The organism is Shewanella sp. WXL01, assembly GCF_012263345.1.
Taxonomy (GTDB): Bacteria; Pseudomonadota; Gammaproteobacteria; order Enterobacterales; family Shewanellaceae; genus Shewanella; species Shewanella maritima.
In genome coordinates this window covers 83,654-100,256 of sequence record NZ_JAAIKQ010000002.1, presented here as the reverse complement: position 1 = coordinate 100,256, position 16,603 = coordinate 83,654, and the positions used below count along the sequence as shown (strand labels likewise).

Annotated in this window: 16 protein-coding genes; 6 read left to right on the top strand and 10 right to left on the bottom strand. The window is 43.7% G+C overall.

What is annotated here, in order from left to right; translation table 11 throughout:
- Nucleotides 1–81 precede the first annotated feature (81 nt).
- From G3R49_RS05680 to G3R49_RS05635, 10 genes are all read right to left on the bottom strand, one after another.
- Nucleotides 82–1,746, bottom strand: coding sequence for a sugar phosphorylase (locus tag G3R49_RS05680; protein WP_245335296.1), 1,665 nt, complete (start codon nucleotides 1,744–1,746; stop codon nucleotides 82–84).
- A 300-nt stretch (nucleotides 1,747–2,046) separates the two neighbouring features.
- On the bottom strand, nucleotides 2,047–3,267 hold the full coding sequence (locus G3R49_RS05675) for a glycosyl transferase (protein ID WP_167868974.1): 1,221 nt from the start codon (nucleotides 3,265–3,267) through the stop codon (nucleotides 2,047–2,049).
- Nucleotides 3,268–3,284: 17 nt separating this feature from the next.
- Complete coding sequence (locus G3R49_RS05670) at nucleotides 3,285–4,145, bottom strand: mannosyl-3-phosphoglycerate phosphatase (RefSeq protein WP_167868973.1); 861 nt, start codon at nucleotides 4,143–4,145, stop codon at nucleotides 3,285–3,287.
- Between the two features lie 488 nt (nucleotides 4,146–4,633).
- Nucleotides 4,634–5,056, bottom strand: coding sequence for a Holliday junction resolvase RuvX (gene ruvX / locus G3R49_RS05665; protein WP_167868972.1), 423 nt, complete (start codon nucleotides 5,054–5,056; stop codon nucleotides 4,634–4,636).
- A 163-nt stretch (nucleotides 5,057–5,219) separates the two neighbouring features.
- Entirely contained in the window at nucleotides 5,220–5,810 is a 591-nt protein-coding gene (locus tag G3R49_RS05660) for a YqgE/AlgH family protein (protein ID WP_130597865.1), read from the bottom strand.
- Nucleotides 5,811–5,851: 41 nt separating this feature from the next.
- Nucleotides 5,852–6,181, bottom strand: coding sequence for a stress response translation initiation inhibitor YciH (gene yciH / locus G3R49_RS05655; RefSeq protein ID WP_167868971.1), 330 nt, complete (start codon nucleotides 6,179–6,181; stop codon nucleotides 5,852–5,854).
- A gap of 159 nt (nucleotides 6,182–6,340) precedes the next feature.
- On the bottom strand, nucleotides 6,341–7,357 hold the full coding sequence (hemH, locus tag G3R49_RS05650) for a ferrochelatase (protein WP_167868970.1): 1,017 nt from the start codon (nucleotides 7,355–7,357) through the stop codon (nucleotides 6,341–6,343).
- 194 nt (nucleotides 7,358–7,551) lie between these two features.
- Complete coding sequence (locus tag G3R49_RS05645) at nucleotides 7,552–8,133, bottom strand: glutathione peroxidase (protein ID WP_167868969.1); 582 nt, start codon at nucleotides 8,131–8,133, stop codon at nucleotides 7,552–7,554.
- A gap of 211 nt (nucleotides 8,134–8,344) precedes the next feature.
- Nucleotides 8,345–9,460 carry a PilT/PilU family type 4a pilus ATPase gene (locus tag G3R49_RS05640; protein ID WP_167868968.1) on the bottom strand — a complete coding sequence of 372 codons (1,116 nt, stop codon included), beginning with the start codon at nucleotides 9,458–9,460 and terminating at the stop codon, nucleotides 8,345–8,347.
- A gap of 35 nt (nucleotides 9,461–9,495) precedes the next feature.
- Nucleotides 9,496–10,533 (bottom strand): type IV pilus twitching motility protein PilT, encoded by a 1,038-nt coding sequence (locus G3R49_RS05635; protein WP_130597870.1) that lies wholly within the window; start codon nucleotides 10,531–10,533, stop codon nucleotides 9,496–9,498.
- A gap of 27 nt (nucleotides 10,534–10,560) precedes the next feature.
- On the opposite strand from G3R49_RS05635, the gene G3R49_RS05630 reads away from it, so the two are divergent.
- The 6 genes from G3R49_RS05630 to hemW all read left to right on the top strand — a co-directional run bounded on the left by G3R49_RS05630 (nucleotide 10,561) and on the right by hemW (nucleotide 16,170).
- Entirely contained in the window at nucleotides 10,561–11,250 is a 690-nt protein-coding gene (locus G3R49_RS05630; RefSeq protein WP_167868967.1) for a YggS family pyridoxal phosphate-dependent enzyme, read from the top strand.
- Nucleotides 11,251–11,347: 97 nt separating this feature from the next.
- Nucleotides 11,348–12,166: a pyrroline-5-carboxylate reductase gene (gene proC / locus G3R49_RS05625; protein ID WP_167868966.1), complete on the top strand. Its 819-nt coding sequence runs from the start codon at nucleotides 11,348–11,350 to the stop codon at nucleotides 12,164–12,166.
- 689 nt (nucleotides 12,167–12,855) lie between these two features.
- A complete protein-coding gene (locus tag G3R49_RS05620) occupies nucleotides 12,856–13,404 on the top strand; it encodes a YggT family protein (protein WP_167868965.1) in 549 nt (182 codons plus the stop codon).
- Between the two features lie 202 nt (nucleotides 13,405–13,606).
- Entirely contained in the window at nucleotides 13,607–14,047 is a 441-nt protein-coding gene (locus G3R49_RS05615) for a DUF4426 domain-containing protein (protein WP_167868964.1), read from the top strand.
- 212 nt (nucleotides 14,048–14,259) lie between these two features.
- Nucleotides 14,260–14,856 (top strand): RdgB/HAM1 family non-canonical purine NTP pyrophosphatase, encoded by a 597-nt coding sequence (gene rdgB, locus G3R49_RS05610; RefSeq protein ID WP_167868963.1) that lies wholly within the window; start codon nucleotides 14,260–14,262, stop codon nucleotides 14,854–14,856.
- A 177-nt stretch (nucleotides 14,857–15,033) separates the two neighbouring features.
- Nucleotides 15,034–16,170, top strand: coding sequence for a radical SAM family heme chaperone HemW (gene hemW / locus G3R49_RS05605; protein ID WP_167868962.1), 1,137 nt, complete (start codon nucleotides 15,034–15,036; stop codon nucleotides 16,168–16,170).
- Nucleotides 16,171–16,603 lie beyond the last annotated feature (433 nt).

Genomic DNA, 16,603 nt, shown 5'->3' with positions numbered 1-16,603 from the left:
TGTAGGAATAACTGGTTATTGTTCCCTCTGGAAATGCAGCTCCATCATGTGTCACCCTCGAAACGCTGTTAATCGAGGGTCTTATGTTGCAATATTGCTTATCCATACCGTCTGATATGGCGCTAGCGTCATGCTGGTCATATCCGCTTCTATTTTGGTGCCTGCAATTAGCTCATACCAAGCTTCAGACACAATGAGATTAATTTCCGTCAGCGGTAAAGTCACGTCTTGATCGCTAACATTACTGATACAGAAAATGCTTTGCTGTCTGTCCTGACTCTGCCGCCAAATACCAAAAAGCTGCAAGCCTAGATGCAAGGTGAACTGAGTCGCGTTTGGATGAAATGCAGGCTGTTGTTTACGTAGCTTAATTAAATGATTGAGGCTGCAAAGCACTTGATGGTGCTGGCTATGCTTGTCTTCAAGCAATTCAGTTAATTCATTTACATCCCAGCGATGGCGATTAATTGCCCTGTTTTGCCCGGTTGCAGCTAACTTTTGGTAATCATTGCGAGTGGCCAATAACGAATGAATATAAATTCCCGGTATACCTTCAAGTGCTAGCATGATGGTATGAGCGCAAATAAAACGCTCGAAGCCTAGATGATCTTCTCCCTTAATCGTACCTTTTAGGGCGTCGATTAATGCGATATTGATTTCATAGGCTTTTTGGGCATCTTTATCCGCTCGCCATGACACCTTACCGCCAAACAGTTCCATGGTTTCCACTAATGTATCGACCTCCTCTTGCTGCAGTAAGCCTTCTACAGGCCTTAAGCCTATTCCATCGTGAGAAGCAATGAAGTTAAAATACGTAGTGCCATTTTGTGCTGGCGGCATGCTCATTAACCAACGTTTTAGGTATAAACAGCTGCCAGTAATCAAGGTATTAACTAATAGCGGCGGCAGAGAAAAGTTGTAAATACCATGGGCCTCATTCGCGTTACCAAAGTAAGTTAGATTTTGAGTATTGGGGATATTGGTTTCAGTAATGATCATCGCATCTGGCTGAGCGTGTTCCACCAGCGTGCGCAGTAGACGAATAACTTCATGAGTTTGCGGCAAGTTTATGCACTTAGTACCAGTGACCTTCCACAAAAATGCCACTGCATCTAACCTGAATATATTGACGCCCATATCCAAATACAGACGAATGATCTTCACAAATTGGATTAACACCTCAGGATTACGAAAATCAAAGTCGACTTGATCGTGACTAAAGGTCGCCCACACCTGCTTAACACCATTTTCAGTTCGGGTTGCCCGCAGTAGCGGCGATACCCTTGGACGCACGACATCGGAGATATCAGCATCTTCGTCAACAGTAAAAAAGTAATCTTTGCCAGGTGTTTTTTGCTTAATGAAGTTATCAAACCATGCACTGCGACTTGAGCAATGGTTAATTACCAAGTCGGCCATTAACCTGCGTTTACTGGCAATACGATTAATGTCTTGCCAATCTCCTAAGGCCGGATTCACTGTCGAATAATCCATTACCGCAAAGCCATCGTCTGAGCTATATGGAAAAAACGGCAAAACATGAATACCGGTCAGTTCAGGTAAATAGTCGTCACAAAACTTATCCAGGGTCGCTAAAGGTGCACTGCTGCTGGTTGATGATGGCGCGTTTTCACTAGTAGCTGATGGTGTAAATACGCTATCGCCGTAGGTAATGAGCACAATATCTTGCTCGCTCCACAAATTGTTGTATGGCGTAGGCTCAAAACAATCAGCATCCAAACGCATAGTTTCAACTAAATTTGCCGCAACAGCGCTGTAGTTTTGCTGTAACTCAACGTCTGCATAAATGATTGCCAATTGCTGAACTAGCTTGGCAGTTAAATTATCCAGCAATTGGGTTTGGTTTTTCACATCACTATGTGCTGAGATCTTTTCTTTGATTAAACTCTCACCTGATGTGTTATCAGTAACTTGGAGTTTAGTGTTGTACATATCACTTACCCTTTATTCTGATTGATTTATGCTTGGAGCAACTAACGTATAGACTGACTTATAACTAAAACCGCCAGACATGCAATCGCAAAGCTACATAAACTCCGCATAATCTGCATCAACTGCTGCTTTGAGTTCTGTAAGCACATCTGGCATCGCACTTATCACCCGGCTCCAAGTTGGCATAAATGGTGTTTCCATTGGGTTGTCTAAAAACCGCTGCCCTGCCGTAACGATATTTTGCGCAAACATCTCCACCGCCTTTTCTTCTAGGTGGATATCAGTAGTCAGCCCGTTCATCAAAGCGTCGTTGTGATAGTTCTCAACATAATCCAGGGCGATTCGATAATAAGTCGCTTTTAACGAGCGGAAGGTTTCACAGCTAAAGGTTTCACCTTGGGTTGCAAGCTTGCGGAAAAACGCTTTGGTAATATCAATCGACATTTTCGACAGACCAGCTTCAGTGTTATCTAGCGATAAATCCTGATGCTTGTGATCGTAATTATCGGCAATATCAACCTGACAAATACGGTTGTGAGCATAGTTGCGCTGCATTTCACTGAGCACACCGATTTCAAGCCCCCAGTCACTGGGAATACGTAGATCATTAAGTACATCACGCCTAAATGAAAACTCCCCCGCTAACGGGTAGCGAAAGCTATCCATGTATTCTAAATAATCGTTATAACCAACCACTCGCTTGAGGGCTTTAATTAACGGTGTTACCAGCAACCTTGAAACGCGGCCATTGATTTTGCCGTTGGCGATCCGCGCATAATAGCCCTTGGTAAATTCATAATTAAATTGCGGGTTGGCTACTGGGTATAACAGCCTTGAAAGCAGTGATTTCTCGTATGTCACTATGTCGCAGTCATGCAGCGCAATAGATTCAGACTTACCCGACGCCAGAATGTAGCCCATGCAATACCAAACATTTCGCCCTTTGCCCATTTCTTGCGGTGCCAGTCCAAGCTTTTCCAGCTTGGCATCAAGTTCTTTTAGTCTTGGGCCATCATTCCAAAGCACTCTATGATGCTGAGGCAAATCCTTAAAGAATGTAAGTGCATGCTGGTATTGTGCTTTGTCAGCTCTATCTAAACCAATAACGATTTCACTAAGATATGGCACCTGAGCAAGTTTACTAACGATGTCAGGCATTGCCTCGCCTTCGAGCTCTGAAAACAATGAAGGTAGTATTAAACCCAATGGTCGCACCTTGGCGAACTTTATTAACTCAGCTTCAAGTGCTTCGTCACTTCGTTGGGAAAGGTTATGTAATGTGGTCACTATGCCATTTTGATAAAAATCAGCCATTTCATTTTCCCTCTTTGTTAAGCACCTTGATTAGCTGCGCGGTCACATATTTCGACTAGGCTTGGAGTAAGCAACAGCTCACTTAAACAATGAGCCCAGCCTCTTGGACCTGGATACGGGCTTTTAAGCACCGGCTTTTTGGTATGCAACAAGGGGAAATCATGAACTGGAGATTTAATTTGCACCGCCACGTCTGCAGCGTTAAGCATGGCAATATCATTACCACTGTCACCTAATGCAATGGTGTACATGGTTTGAGCCCGCTCAGAGGCATATAGCATGGTCAACCAATTCATCGCTTGGGCTTTGTCAGACTGGCCACCAACATGCAAAAAGCGTCCACCTTCTAGCATCTCAGCGCCAAGCTGCTGCATTTTTTCGATAAATTGTTGTTTGATATTCTCACTTCCAAGCCACAGTAATGGCTCAGTGTGTTCGCGCATCAGCGCAAGCTTGGCTTTTGCAGGGGTTAGCTCAGTCACACTGCACAACGACTCAACCGTCATTGCAGAAAATCCAACATAGTATTTTTTGAACTCAGTAACCTGGGTCGTAAGCACCTCAATCCAGTGACTACGAGGCTGGCAAAACGATTTCACCCAGTAATAGCCACGCTCCTCTGTATCTTGCGGCTGCGTGTTGAAATAACCTTTGGGAATGTAAACGGCGGCGCCATTTTCACAAATAAAAGGCGCGTTAAAACCTAAGGTTTGCTGAATCGACTCCATCTCAGCAAAGGTTTTTGAGGTGTTGGCTATGATAGGAATTTTACGTTCGGCCAGAGCCTCCATTACTGGTATAGCCTCGGTAAAGCTATAGTCGTAATGATCTAGCAAGGTGCCATCCATATCGGTATAGATTATTGGCTGTTTTGTCATACCCCTTCCCCATTTTGCTCGATAGTTTTTTGAACTAACTCGATTTCTAGGCAAGAACATGAGCATTTACGATTGCACTGGGAGTAAATTAACTTTGAAAGTGCAAGGCGTAGTAAAACCATTACTGATGACTCCGCTTTAGCATCCCAGCTAAAGAGACTTGCTTTCACAAAGCTCATTCACATCTATAAAAGGTGCAATGATATGTTCATGTTCCCGCTCTAATTCGGTACTGAAATGGTTTCAGGAACTATGCCAGCAAACACAGAGTAGTTAAGCGACACTATAGAATTGACGTAAGCAGCTAATTTTAATAACTATTCATTAAAACAAAGGCTGAATATAACTAAAAAGGTAAGGATCAAGTCAGCCATTTGAAGTACTGATTTAGTATTTGTTGCACCAAGTCAGTGCAACAAGTCGTTGTGAATGGCATTCGCACCGCCCTAGAGAAGCTATTAATCGAGGGTCTTATTTGACTACATAAGTTAGCTAAAGCTGTTTTCAAAATAACTTTCCACAATCAGTACGGCAGATACAGCATCAACTTGCTCTTTGGTCAGGGCTTTGTAACCACCTAGTTCAAACAAGCGCGCTTTAGCATCGGCTGTGGTTAAGCGCTCATCCTGAGTCGCCACCTTAATCCCAAAGCGGCCATTAATACGATTGGCAAATTTTCTAGCACGTTGCGTCATCTCTTGCTCTGTGCCATCCATGTTAAGTGGCAGGCCAACTACAACAAGATCAGGTTGCCATTCTTTAATCAGCTCACCGATTTTATCCCAATTAGGAATGCCGTCAGTCGCTTTTATTGATAACAACGGCCTAGCAGTTGTTGTAACGCCTTGACCAATAGCAATGCCAATACTTTTTGTACCAAAGTCAAAGCCTAAAACCGTTTGTGGCAACATATATCTGTCTCAAATATGAATAATTGTGGGAAGTTTAAATATTAGTTCGAAGGGCGATGTAAATTAAATAAGCCACTTAAACTGAAACAAAAGTAGCTTTAAATATATGAATCTATTAAATCAGCTCTTATAGCTCAAAAGTTCGCAGTAACACTTTATACCTTTAAGCATGGCCAACTTGATCAGTCAATTGCCAAATATCAATACCTAATTGTTTCGCCGCTTTTTGCCAGAGGCTATCGTAATCTAAATCGTAAAGTAGCTCGGGCGTTGCTTTAATGGTTAACCAGGTATTGTCTGCGAGTTCTTGCTCAAGTTGATCTTTGCCCCAACCTGAATAGCCCAAAGCTACAATATAGTTATCTGGCGCATCTTCTGTTGCCAACGAGCTAAGTACATCTCTAGATGAAGTCAGCACACAGTAATCACTTACCTGAAAACTATTACTCCAAGCTTTTTTAGGCGTGTGTAACACAAAGCCGCGCTCTGGCGCCACAGGTCCACCGACCACAACCTGAGCGGCAAGTTTGTTACTTGAGGTCGATGGTGCCACCACCGCGACAACGTCTTCGTCATCTGTTGCCATGGCCATTTGCTCAAGCAAGCTTTCAACATCAATACCTACAGGGCGATTAATAACGAGCCCCATAGCGCCTTTGTCGTCATGCTCACAAATATAAATCACACTCTTCTCAAAGAAGGTGTCGTTAAGAGATGGCATAGCGATAAGTAGATGATCTTGCAAGCTTTCCATAAATGCTTCCTGTGTTGGCTGCGCTTAATGCAGAGTAAAACCTAGCCGCCCGCTAGTTTTACTTTGTAGTCCATTTTTTCGAGTAAAGTTTTAATTTGCTCACGGTTATCGGTTTGGATCTCGATATTGAACTCTTTCACCGTGCCACCACAGCCACATTGCTTTTTAAGCTTTTGCGCCAGCGCTTTCAGCTCTTTCGCATCTAGCCCAAGGCCCTTAATAACGCTAACACCTTTGCCTTTGCGACCTTTGCTATCTTTATGGATACGGACAATACCGTCACCTTGAGGGACTTCTTCCACCGGCTTTTCTTGTTCAATACGACCTTTGTCAGTGCTGAACACCAGTGAAATATTAGGATCAATTCTCATGAGATTAGCTTTACTTCTATACAGATAGGATAGTTTGAGTTTACCAAACCAAAATAAAAGAGGCGAGATCCACTCTCACCTCTTTCATCCACCTGTACAATTATATGGCGCTAAATGCATCAAAACCTTGTGGATACACTCAGTGCAGTGCAAATAGCTTTACTTCAAGTACCGCTTAACCAAACCTAGCATCATCTTGATGTGACTTGGGTGGTCATTCAATGCTTCGATATAGCGGAACTGCTTACCGCCGGCCTCTTCAAACACTTCACGGTTCTCACCCTTGATTTCTTCAAGAGTTTCTAAGCAGTCGGCACTGAACGCAGGGCAGATAACAGCTATGTCATCAACGCCTGTTTTACCTAACTCTTCAATTGTGGCGTCAGTATATGGCCCTAACCACTCAGCTTTACCAAAGCGGGACTGGAAGGTCATCACATAGTCATCTTCAGTTAACCCTAACTTTTCGACCACTAAACGTGTTGTTTTAGCACAGAAGCAATAGTATGGATCGCCAAGCAAGTGATTGCGTTTTGGCATACCGTGATACGACATAACCAACTTTTTAGGCTTACCATGCTTAGCAAAGTCTTGCTCAATCGACTCAGCTAAAGCATCAATATAGTCCTGGTTATCATGATAAGTGTTAATGAAGTTAATCGACGGTACAAAACGCCACTTCATCAACTCACGAGCGATGGCATCAAATACCGTGCCGCTCGTAGGGCCGGCATATTGAGGGTAAAGCGGCAGTACTGTGATTTCATCTACGCCTTCTTTATGCATTTGCTGTAAAGTCGACGCGGTAGATGGGTTACCGTAACGCATAGCTAAATAAACTTTGGCATCGATACCTTGCTCATCAAGTTGAGCTTGTAGCTTTGCTTGTTGGCGTTTACTGATATCCATCAACGGAGAACCATCTTCAGTCCAAATCTCTTTATAAAGTGCGGCTGATTTAGCAGGGCGTGTACGCAGAATAATGCCGTGCAAAATAGTTAGCCAAACCAATCTTGGGATTTCCACCACGCGCGGGTCAGACAAAAACTCTGCAAGGTAACGTCTCACTGATGGCGTTGTTGGCTCATCGGGCGTCCCTAAATTCATTAATAACACGCCTTTCTTTCCTCTGGCTTGGTGACCAGTATCTTTATCTAACCCAGAAAACTTATACACAATTGACTCCAAGTAATCATAGCCTTACTCATTATTGTTGAGTAAATAACAAAAGACTGCACAGTGCTTGGATGTTATCAAAACCATCGCACCATTGTGCAGTCTTAGTTGTAAACTTAGCTTTAAATCACAGTTACTAATTAACCTTAACACGAGATAAGGTTTAACAAATTCAACGTTGTGTGTCAGTGCTACTAAAGAACAGACTCAATCGCCTGCTTTAACTCTGCGCTATCTGGCTTAACACGCGAGTTAAACTGTTGAACTTGCTTGCCATCACCGCTGACAAGATACTTGTAGAAATTCCATTTAGGCGAAGAAGTTTTGTCATTCAAATGTTGAAAAACTGAGTTCGCGCCATCACCGCGAACCTCAGATGTTGCGACCATTGTGAAAGTTACGCCGTAGTTAACAAAACACACATCTGCGGTTTTGGCTTCATCTTTTTCTTCCTGGAAAAAGTCATCAGACGGAAAACCAATAACCACAAGTCCATCATCTTTATATTGCTTATGCACCGCTTCAAGCGCTTCAAATTGCGGAGTAAAACCGCAGTTTGAAGCGGTATTGACGATAAGTACAGGTTTGCCTTGGGTCAGCTCACACAAATCCACCACATCTTCGGAGTGTAGTTTGCGTGCTTTAACATCCAAGTAATCTGGGCAGCTTGCCGCTTGCGCCGTTGAAAAGCTCAACGCTGATAGTGCTAGCGATCCGATAAGAAGTGACTTGACGCTTTTAAGATTTGATTGCGATGAAGATAAAACTGAAGTCATGTTATTTCCCTTAACCTGCAGGTTAACCAATTCATTTTGAACTCAAACTGCATGAATAATTTAGCTGTTAAATATGTACTCACTTTATACGCTTTAAGGCACAAATTCGATCAAAAATGCCGTAACTTAAAGTTACGGCATTTTGTATATCGCTTGTGTTAGTACTCATATCGAGCTTTAGCTAAACACACAATTAACCAATATCTGAGGGCTAATCCAAATCTAAGGTGACACCTTCCATAAAGCCACCAGTACTTGAGGTATCGTTGTTTTGTAGCTTAATCATCAAGCGTAAATCATTTGGTGAGTCAGCATGGTGCAGTGCATCTGCATAACTAATTTCACCCTCAAGGTATAAAGCTAATAACGCCTGGTCGAATGTCTGCATCCCTTGCTCGTTTGATTTTGCCATGGTCTCTTTAAGCAAGTGTAGATCATTCTTAGCGATTAGGTCGGCAACACGCGGCGTATTAATCAAAATTTCAATCGCAGCGCGACGTCCGCTGCCGTCAGACTTAGCAACAAGCTGCTGCGCCACAATACCGCGTAAGTTCAAAGATAAATCGAACAATAGCTGGTTGTGCTTATTCTCTGGCACAAGGTGCATAATACGGTCTAATGCCTGGTTAGCATTGTTAGCATGAAGCGTTGCCATACAAAGGTGGCCCGTCTCTGCAAACGACAGTGCAAACTCCATGGTCTCTTGAGTACGGATCTCACCAATCAAGATAACATCAGGTGCCTGACGCAATGAGCTTTTAAGCGCAGCATCGAACGATTCAGTATCAATACCCACCTCGCGCTGAGTAATAATGCTTTTACGATGATCGTGCACAAATTCTACCGGGTCCTCAATGGTTAAAATGTGCCCGCGAGCGTGAGCATTACGATAACCAACCAAGGCTGCAAGCGAGGTAGACTTACCCGTACCTGTACCACCAACCATAATAATAAGACCACGTTTACTCATAACTAGGTCTTTTAAAATTGGCGGTAGTTTTAGTTCTTCCACTTCAGGAATGCGCGTTTCGATACGACGCATCACACAACCTGCAGATTCACGTTGCCAAAATGCGCTAACACGAAAACGGCCAAGTTCTTTAGCAGCAAATGCAAAGTTACATTCGCTGGTGTCTTTAAACTCTTGTTTTTGCGCCTCAGTCATTAGCGACTCTACAAAATCTAATGACTGCTCAGAGTTAAAGCTATGCTCACTTAACGCACGTAGCTCACCATCAATTTTGGCGCTGGGTGGAAAGCCTGCAGTGATAAATAAATCCGAGGCTTTCTTCTCAACCATTACTTTTAGAAATGGTGTGACATCCATTGGGTAGTCCTTTTATTATCTCGCTAATCTACCAATTAAAAGTTAGCTTGTTTATTCGAGCTCTTCGACATCGCATCTTCACGGGTAATTTGGCCGCGGTTAACCAGGTTTTGCAAACATTGCTCAAGCGTCTGCATGCCATGAGCCATACCAGTTTGAATTGCCGAGTACATTTGCGCGACTTTATCTTCACGAATGAGGTTACGAATAGCTGGCGTACCCATCATGATCTCGTGAGCGGCGACTCGCCCGCCACCGATTTTCTTGATAAGAGTTTGCGAAATAACCGCCTGTAGTGACTCTGACAACATGGTTCTTACCATGTCTTTTTCACCCGCTGGGAATACGTCAACCACACGGTCAATGGTTTTTGCCGCTGAGGTGGTATGTAAGGTACCAAACACTAGGTGACCGGTTTCTGCTGCCGTCATTGCTAGGCGAATGGTTTCAAGGTCACGCATCTCACCCACAAGAATAACGTCAGGGTCTTCACGCAGTGCACTACGTAGCGCAGCGTTGAAGCTATGAGTATGTTTGTGCACCTCACGTTGGTTAACCAAACATTGTTTGTTCTGGTGCACGAATTCGATAGGGTCTTCAATGGTCAAAATATGGTCGTGACGATTCTCGTTAATATAATCGACCATAGCGGCAAGCGTGGTTGACTTACCCGAACCAGTAGGGCCAGTGACCAGCACTAGGCCACGAGGGAAACTAGAGATCTTTTTAAAGATTTCAGGCGCGCCTAGCTGCTCAAGAGTTAAGATTTCAGAGGGAATAGTACGGAAAACCGCACCAGCACCGCGAGACTGGTTAAATGCGTTTACACGAAAACGCGCAAGACCAGGTACTTCAAACGAAAAGTCAATTTCAAGGTGCTCTTCATAGTCTTTACGCTGCTTATCGTTCATGATGTCATAAACTAAGCTATGAACACCTTGATGATCGAGTGCTGGCACGTTAATTTTACGCACTTCACCATCAACACGGATCATAGGTGAAACACCTGCAGAAAGGTGCAAATCTGACGCCTTGTGTTTTACACTAAAGGCTAGTAATTCAGTGATTTCCATTTAAATGACATCCATATAATCAACACTATGACAACAATAGCAGACAGAATATCAATCGCCCAGAGTAGAATTCATCAAGCGGCGCAAAAATGTGCACGCCAACAACACGATATTGCGCTGCTTGCCGTGAGTAAAACTAAACCTGTAGCTGACATTATAGAAGCTTATGAAGCTGGGCAGCGTAAATTCGGCGAGAACTATGTCCAGGAAGGCGAGCAAAAGATTGCTGAACTGAGCGAGCAATACTCTGATATAGAATGGCACTTTATCGGCCCACTGCAATCTAACAAAAGCAAAATCGTTGCAGAGAACTTTGACTGGATGCATACAGTTAGCCGCGCCAAAATTGCCACACGATTGAGTGAACAGCGCCCAGCGACTAAAGCGCCACTTAACGTTTGTATTCAAGTTAATGTCAGCAATGAACAATCTAAATCGGGTGTCGCATTAACTGAAGTCACAGAGCTCGCTGAGCATATTCTGCAACTAGATAATCTTGTACTTCGCGGCCTTATGGCTATTCCAACAGCGACCGATGATGCAGAGCTACAGCGACAAGAATTTGCAGCATTACATGAAGCATTCAAGCAGCTAAAAGCCAAATATAGTCAAGTCGATACCTTATCGATGGGGATGAGTAACGACTTAAATATCGCCATTGAACAAGGCTCAACTATGGTACGTATCGGTAGCGCCATTTTTGGTAAACGAAATTAATTTCAATATGGATGGTTAGTCGTTTGCTCTAAAAGAAAACAGACAGCCTCTTAAACAATTAAAAGAACAAAACTAATTATTCAGGAACAACATAGATATGACTCAAGCAAGCGTTTGCTTTATCGGTGCCGGCAACATGAGCCGCAGTATCATCAGCGGCATGGTAAATAATGGCTATAACCCTAAATTGATTTACGCCAGCAACCCTAGCCAACCAAAACTCGATGCCTTACAAGCTGACTTTGCCATTAATATTAATAACGACAATTTAGCGGTAGCAAAACAGTGTGACGTTATTGTTTTAAGCGTCAAACCGCAGCTAATGGAGCAAGTTTGCAATCATTTAGCCCAGTTAGATCTTAGCGATAAGCTTGTAGTGACTATCGCCGCGGGTATTCCAGCCAAACGTTATCAAGATTACCTAAAACAGCCGATTAAACTAATCCGCACTATGCCAAATACGCCAACTCAAATTGGTTATGGCATGACGGGTCTGCACGCGCAGGAAAATGTTAGTGATGAGCACAAACAAATCTGTGAGCTGCTAATGCAAAGTGGCGGTAAGGTGGTTTGGGTTGAACAGGAAGATGAGCTTGATCAGGTGATTGCGCTTGCTGGCAGTTCTCCAGCGTACTTTTTCTTGTTTATCGAATCCATGATTGAAACCGGCATAAAAATGGGTATGAGCGAGCAACAAGCGCGTGAGCTCGCTCAACAAGCGGCATTGGGCGCGGCACAAATGGTAATTCAAAACCCAGAGCAATCACTGGCAACCCTAAGAAACAACGTTACTTCAAAAGGCGGCACAACCGCGCAGGCAGTGAACACCTTTGAGCAAGGCGATCTACGAGGTCTTGTTGATAAAGCAATGCACAACTGTGTTGCACGCGCAAAAGAAATGGCAAAAACCTTTTAGATTGTTAAGAGGACTTTGACTATGAGACCCTCGATTAAAATCACTTAGAGGGCGACGTATTAGGGCATTCCCACAACCTATCCGACACAGTCATTCCCGCAATGCTTTTGAGCGGGAATCTGCTCCAGACATCCCACCGCCCCTCGACACAGACCATCAACATAGACCCTCGATTAAAATCACTTCGAGGGTGACGTATTAGGGCATTCCCACAACCTATCCGACACAGTCATTCCCGCAACGCTTTTGAGCGGGAATCTATTCCAGACACTAACATTGCCCCTCTCTAACATTCCCCTCTCTAACATTCCCCTCGACATAGACCCTCGATTAAAAGCGCTTCGAGGGTGACATATTGAGAGGAAGCATCTCGAAAGTGACGTATTAAGAGGGGAGCACTTCGAGGACGGCAATAAGGGGCATTCCACAACAAACCACCTCATGTCATTCCCGCAATGCAACCCAGTTCATTCTCACAACCTATCCGACACCGTCATTCCCGCAGCGCTTTTGAGCGGGAATCTACTCCCCCCAAAAACACAAAAGCTTTCACTGAGAGACCAGAGAATATAGGTTGAGTTAGCAAAAATTAAACCTAAATATTAATTTAATCAGCACCAAGCGCCATTAATGCTAATATGTCACCTTAACAAAAGTTGATTTAACAAACATGAATTCAAAGGCTCTATATGGATGCAATGACTTTTCTTGTCGATACCGTTTTTGATTTATACCTGATGGTTGTGATCCTACGTTTCTGGCTGCAGCTGGTACGCGCGGATTTCTACAACCCGTTTAGTCAGTTTGTAGTAAAAGCCACCCAACCGATTATTGCGCCGATGCGTCGCGTGCTGCCATCGATTGGAAGCGTAGACACCTCATCGATTGTGCTAGCAATTCTGGTGGTGATGACAAAATTGTTAGTACTTACTCTCATGGCTGGAGCCCAGTTTGATGCGCTAACGTTTATCTTGTATTCAGTTGTGGCAGTGCTTAAAAAGACAGGTGTATTGCTGTTCTGGATGCTGTTAATCCGCGCAATTTTGAGCTGGTTCAACCAGGGCTACAATCCTGTAGTGATGATTATGGGGCAACTTACTGAGCCACTAATCGCACCTATCCGCCGCATTATTCCACCTATCGGTGGTTTGGATTTATCAGTACTGGTGCTGTTTATCGCGATGAACTTTTTAAATATTCTGTTTAGTCAGTACATCCCGTTTTGGGCTTTTATTTAATCAAAACAAAGCCAAGTACTCATTCGGGGACAGTAAGTAACTACTTACTTTAATACCGGAATAGTCCAACCAAGCTAAATCAATGAATAAGCCGTGATCATCTACTGATTCACGGCTTTTTTTTGTTATTAAAAACGGTTACCCTGAACGGACTTAGATCACACTTCTATCTTCACTTATATCACCAAATCAAGGATGCAGTATGTTGAGACAACTCAGCTTAGCCTTAGTTTTTGCCGCCTTAACGCTAATCAATGCCTCAGTACATGCTGAACAAAAGCAAGTGGTTGGTCAGTTTGAAATCCACTACATGGCGCTAGACAGCACCTTCATTACGCCTGAAGTTGCCAGCACCTACGGCATAAAGCGTAGCCGTTACAATGGTTTGGTTAACATTACCGTGTTAGATACGCGCCAAGACGGCAACCCTGCAGTTGCCGTTGATATTAAAGGCTTTGCCAAAAATTTACTTGATGCTCGCGCCGAACTCGAGTTTAAAGAAATCCGTGAAGGCCAGGCTATTTACTACATCGCTCAAGTACCTTTTCGCGATGAAGAAGTTATCCACTTTAACTTAGCCATTCGCCATGACAACGAATTGAACACCAGCCTAAAGTTCAAGCAAAAATTCTATGTAAATTAACTTCGACAATTCGAAGGAAAACTTCAGGCTCAACCAAGTCATGAGTGATTAAGGGCAGTAAGCAAAGCAGGCTTATTGCCCTTTTTCTTTGATTACTGTTAAGTGCGTTAACCGCTAGCTTCATTAACCGCAAACTCAATAATCCAGTTCAAAACCATCAGATAGCAGAGTATGATATGCGCCGATTTATCGTTTCTAGCTAGAGGTGCTTCATGCAGCAAATCGTACTTGCCAGCGGCAACAAGGGTAAACTTGCCGAATTTGATCAAATGCTCGCCAAATTTAACATTCAGGTTCTGCCGCAAAGCCAATTTGATGTGCCAGAAGTCGCCGAAACCGGTACCACCTTTGTGGAAAATGCGATTATTAAGGCGCGTCATGCGGCCAAAATTACTGGCAAACCCGCCATTGCTGATGACTCAGGTATTGAGGTAGATGCGCTAAATGGTCAACCAGGCATCTATTCTGCGCGTTATTCAGGTATTGATGCGACAGCGAAATCAAACTACGAAAAGCTATTACAAGCAATGAGCGGTGAGCAAAACCGCAGTGCTCGATTCCAATGCGTACTGGTATACATGCGCCATGCTGATGACCCAACACCGATTATTTGTCAGGCTGCTTGGGAAGGTGAAATCAATCATGCGCCAGTGGGTGAGCAGGGCCATGGTTATGACCCAATTTTTGTTGCTAACGGCTATGAACAAACGGCCGCTGAGCTATCAAGTGATGAGAAAAATGCCATCAGTCATCGCGGAAAAGCACTAGCCTTATTACTAGAGGCATTTAAAGCCAAAAGCGTTATTTAGCCAACTCGCTATTTTAGTTAGCACTTGAGTTAGAGCCTAAACTAGATTTCACATTAGAGCTTGAGTCGGATTTAGCTGAGCATGTTTAAATACCGCACCAAGGTCAGTAAGCCCTAACTCAAGCTGTTTTAATGCCAGAATTTTTTAACCAATCCGCAATTTACCGAGGGCATTTGGATGCTGCAGCTTCCCCCACTTAGTCTATATATCCATATTCCTTGGTGTGTACAAAAATGCCCCTATTGTGACTTCAACTCCCACGGACAAAACGGCGAGCTACCACAGCAGCAATATGTCCATGCCCTGCTGGAAGATCTAAAGCAAGATTTAAAATACGTCCATGGTAGACGCATCCATACCATCTTCATTGGCGGCGGCACGCCATCATTATTTAGTGCTGCTGCAATCAAGCGCATCCTCGATGGTGCTAAGCAAATGATTGGTTTTGAAGATGATATCGAAATCACCATGGAAGCGAACCCTGGCACCTTAGAGCATGATGACTTTAGCGCTTATCGACAAGCTGGTGTAACCAGGTTATCTATTGGTATTCAAAGCTTTTCAAAAGACAAGCTCAACTTGCTCGGGCGTATCCACGACGACAACGAAGCGGTAGTCGCTGCAGCAAGCGCTAAACAGGCTCAATATCAAAGCTTCAACCTTGATCTTATGCATGGTTTGCCAAGCCAAAGCTTTGATGAAGCCATGCAAGATATCGAGCAAGCTGCTGCGTTGCAGCCACCTCACCTGTCCTGGTATCAGCTCACCATTGAGCCCAACACCCTGTTTCATTCAAAGCCGCCACAGTTGCCAGATGATGAAAACCTGTGGCAGATTTATGAGCAAGGGCAAAAGCGCCTCGCCCAACTCGGTTATCAGCAGTACGAAATATCTGCTTATGCCAAACCTGGCTTTCAATGTCGCCACAATCTCAACTATTGGCGCTTTGGAGATTATTTAGGTGTTGGCTGTGGCGCACACGGTAAAATTACCGATGTTGAAAACCATCGCATTATCCGCACAGTCAAAATTAAGCACCCAAAAGGCTACTTAAAAACTGACGACTATACCTTTGACACTCAATACGTAGACAAAGATGAGCTGGCAATTGAATACTTGATGAACCGTTTGCGTTTGATTGAGCCAATTCTAAAATCAGAGTTTGAGCAAAGAACCGGCCTTGCTGCAAACTCACTTGATGAAGGAATGAAGCAAGCCAAAGAGCGTGGGCTGATAGAGGAAACCGAACACCATTGGCAGCTCACTGCGAAAGGGCAGATGTTTGTCAACGAAGTACTGTCGCTATTCTTGTAATTAGTAGCACCTCGAGGCACAAACGAGGAGCAATCGATTCTGTGCTTATGGCAACCTTGCTGTCATAAGCATTAGTTGCATAAAAATACCCAGCAAATGGCAATTAACACTCCAAGCCGATCAACTTGTCACTCATACTAAAACAGCAGTTTGCGCTCATTTGATATGCTGCTGCAGGATTATCTGCGTCAATTCCAAAGCTCTACCACACACTCTAACCTTGCTAATACGCCCTGCCGTTAACAATGCAACACACTTGCTAACATTTTTGTTAACACAAACGACTTTTCCTTTATTAGGATGTGCGCTGGATAATTCGCAATTTACTTAAACATCAACTGCTGAACCAAGCTATATCAGGGTGCCTGTCACAACAAATAGCAACGTCAAATTCAGTAATTATTTAAGCTAGATTTACTCATCACTAATGGAA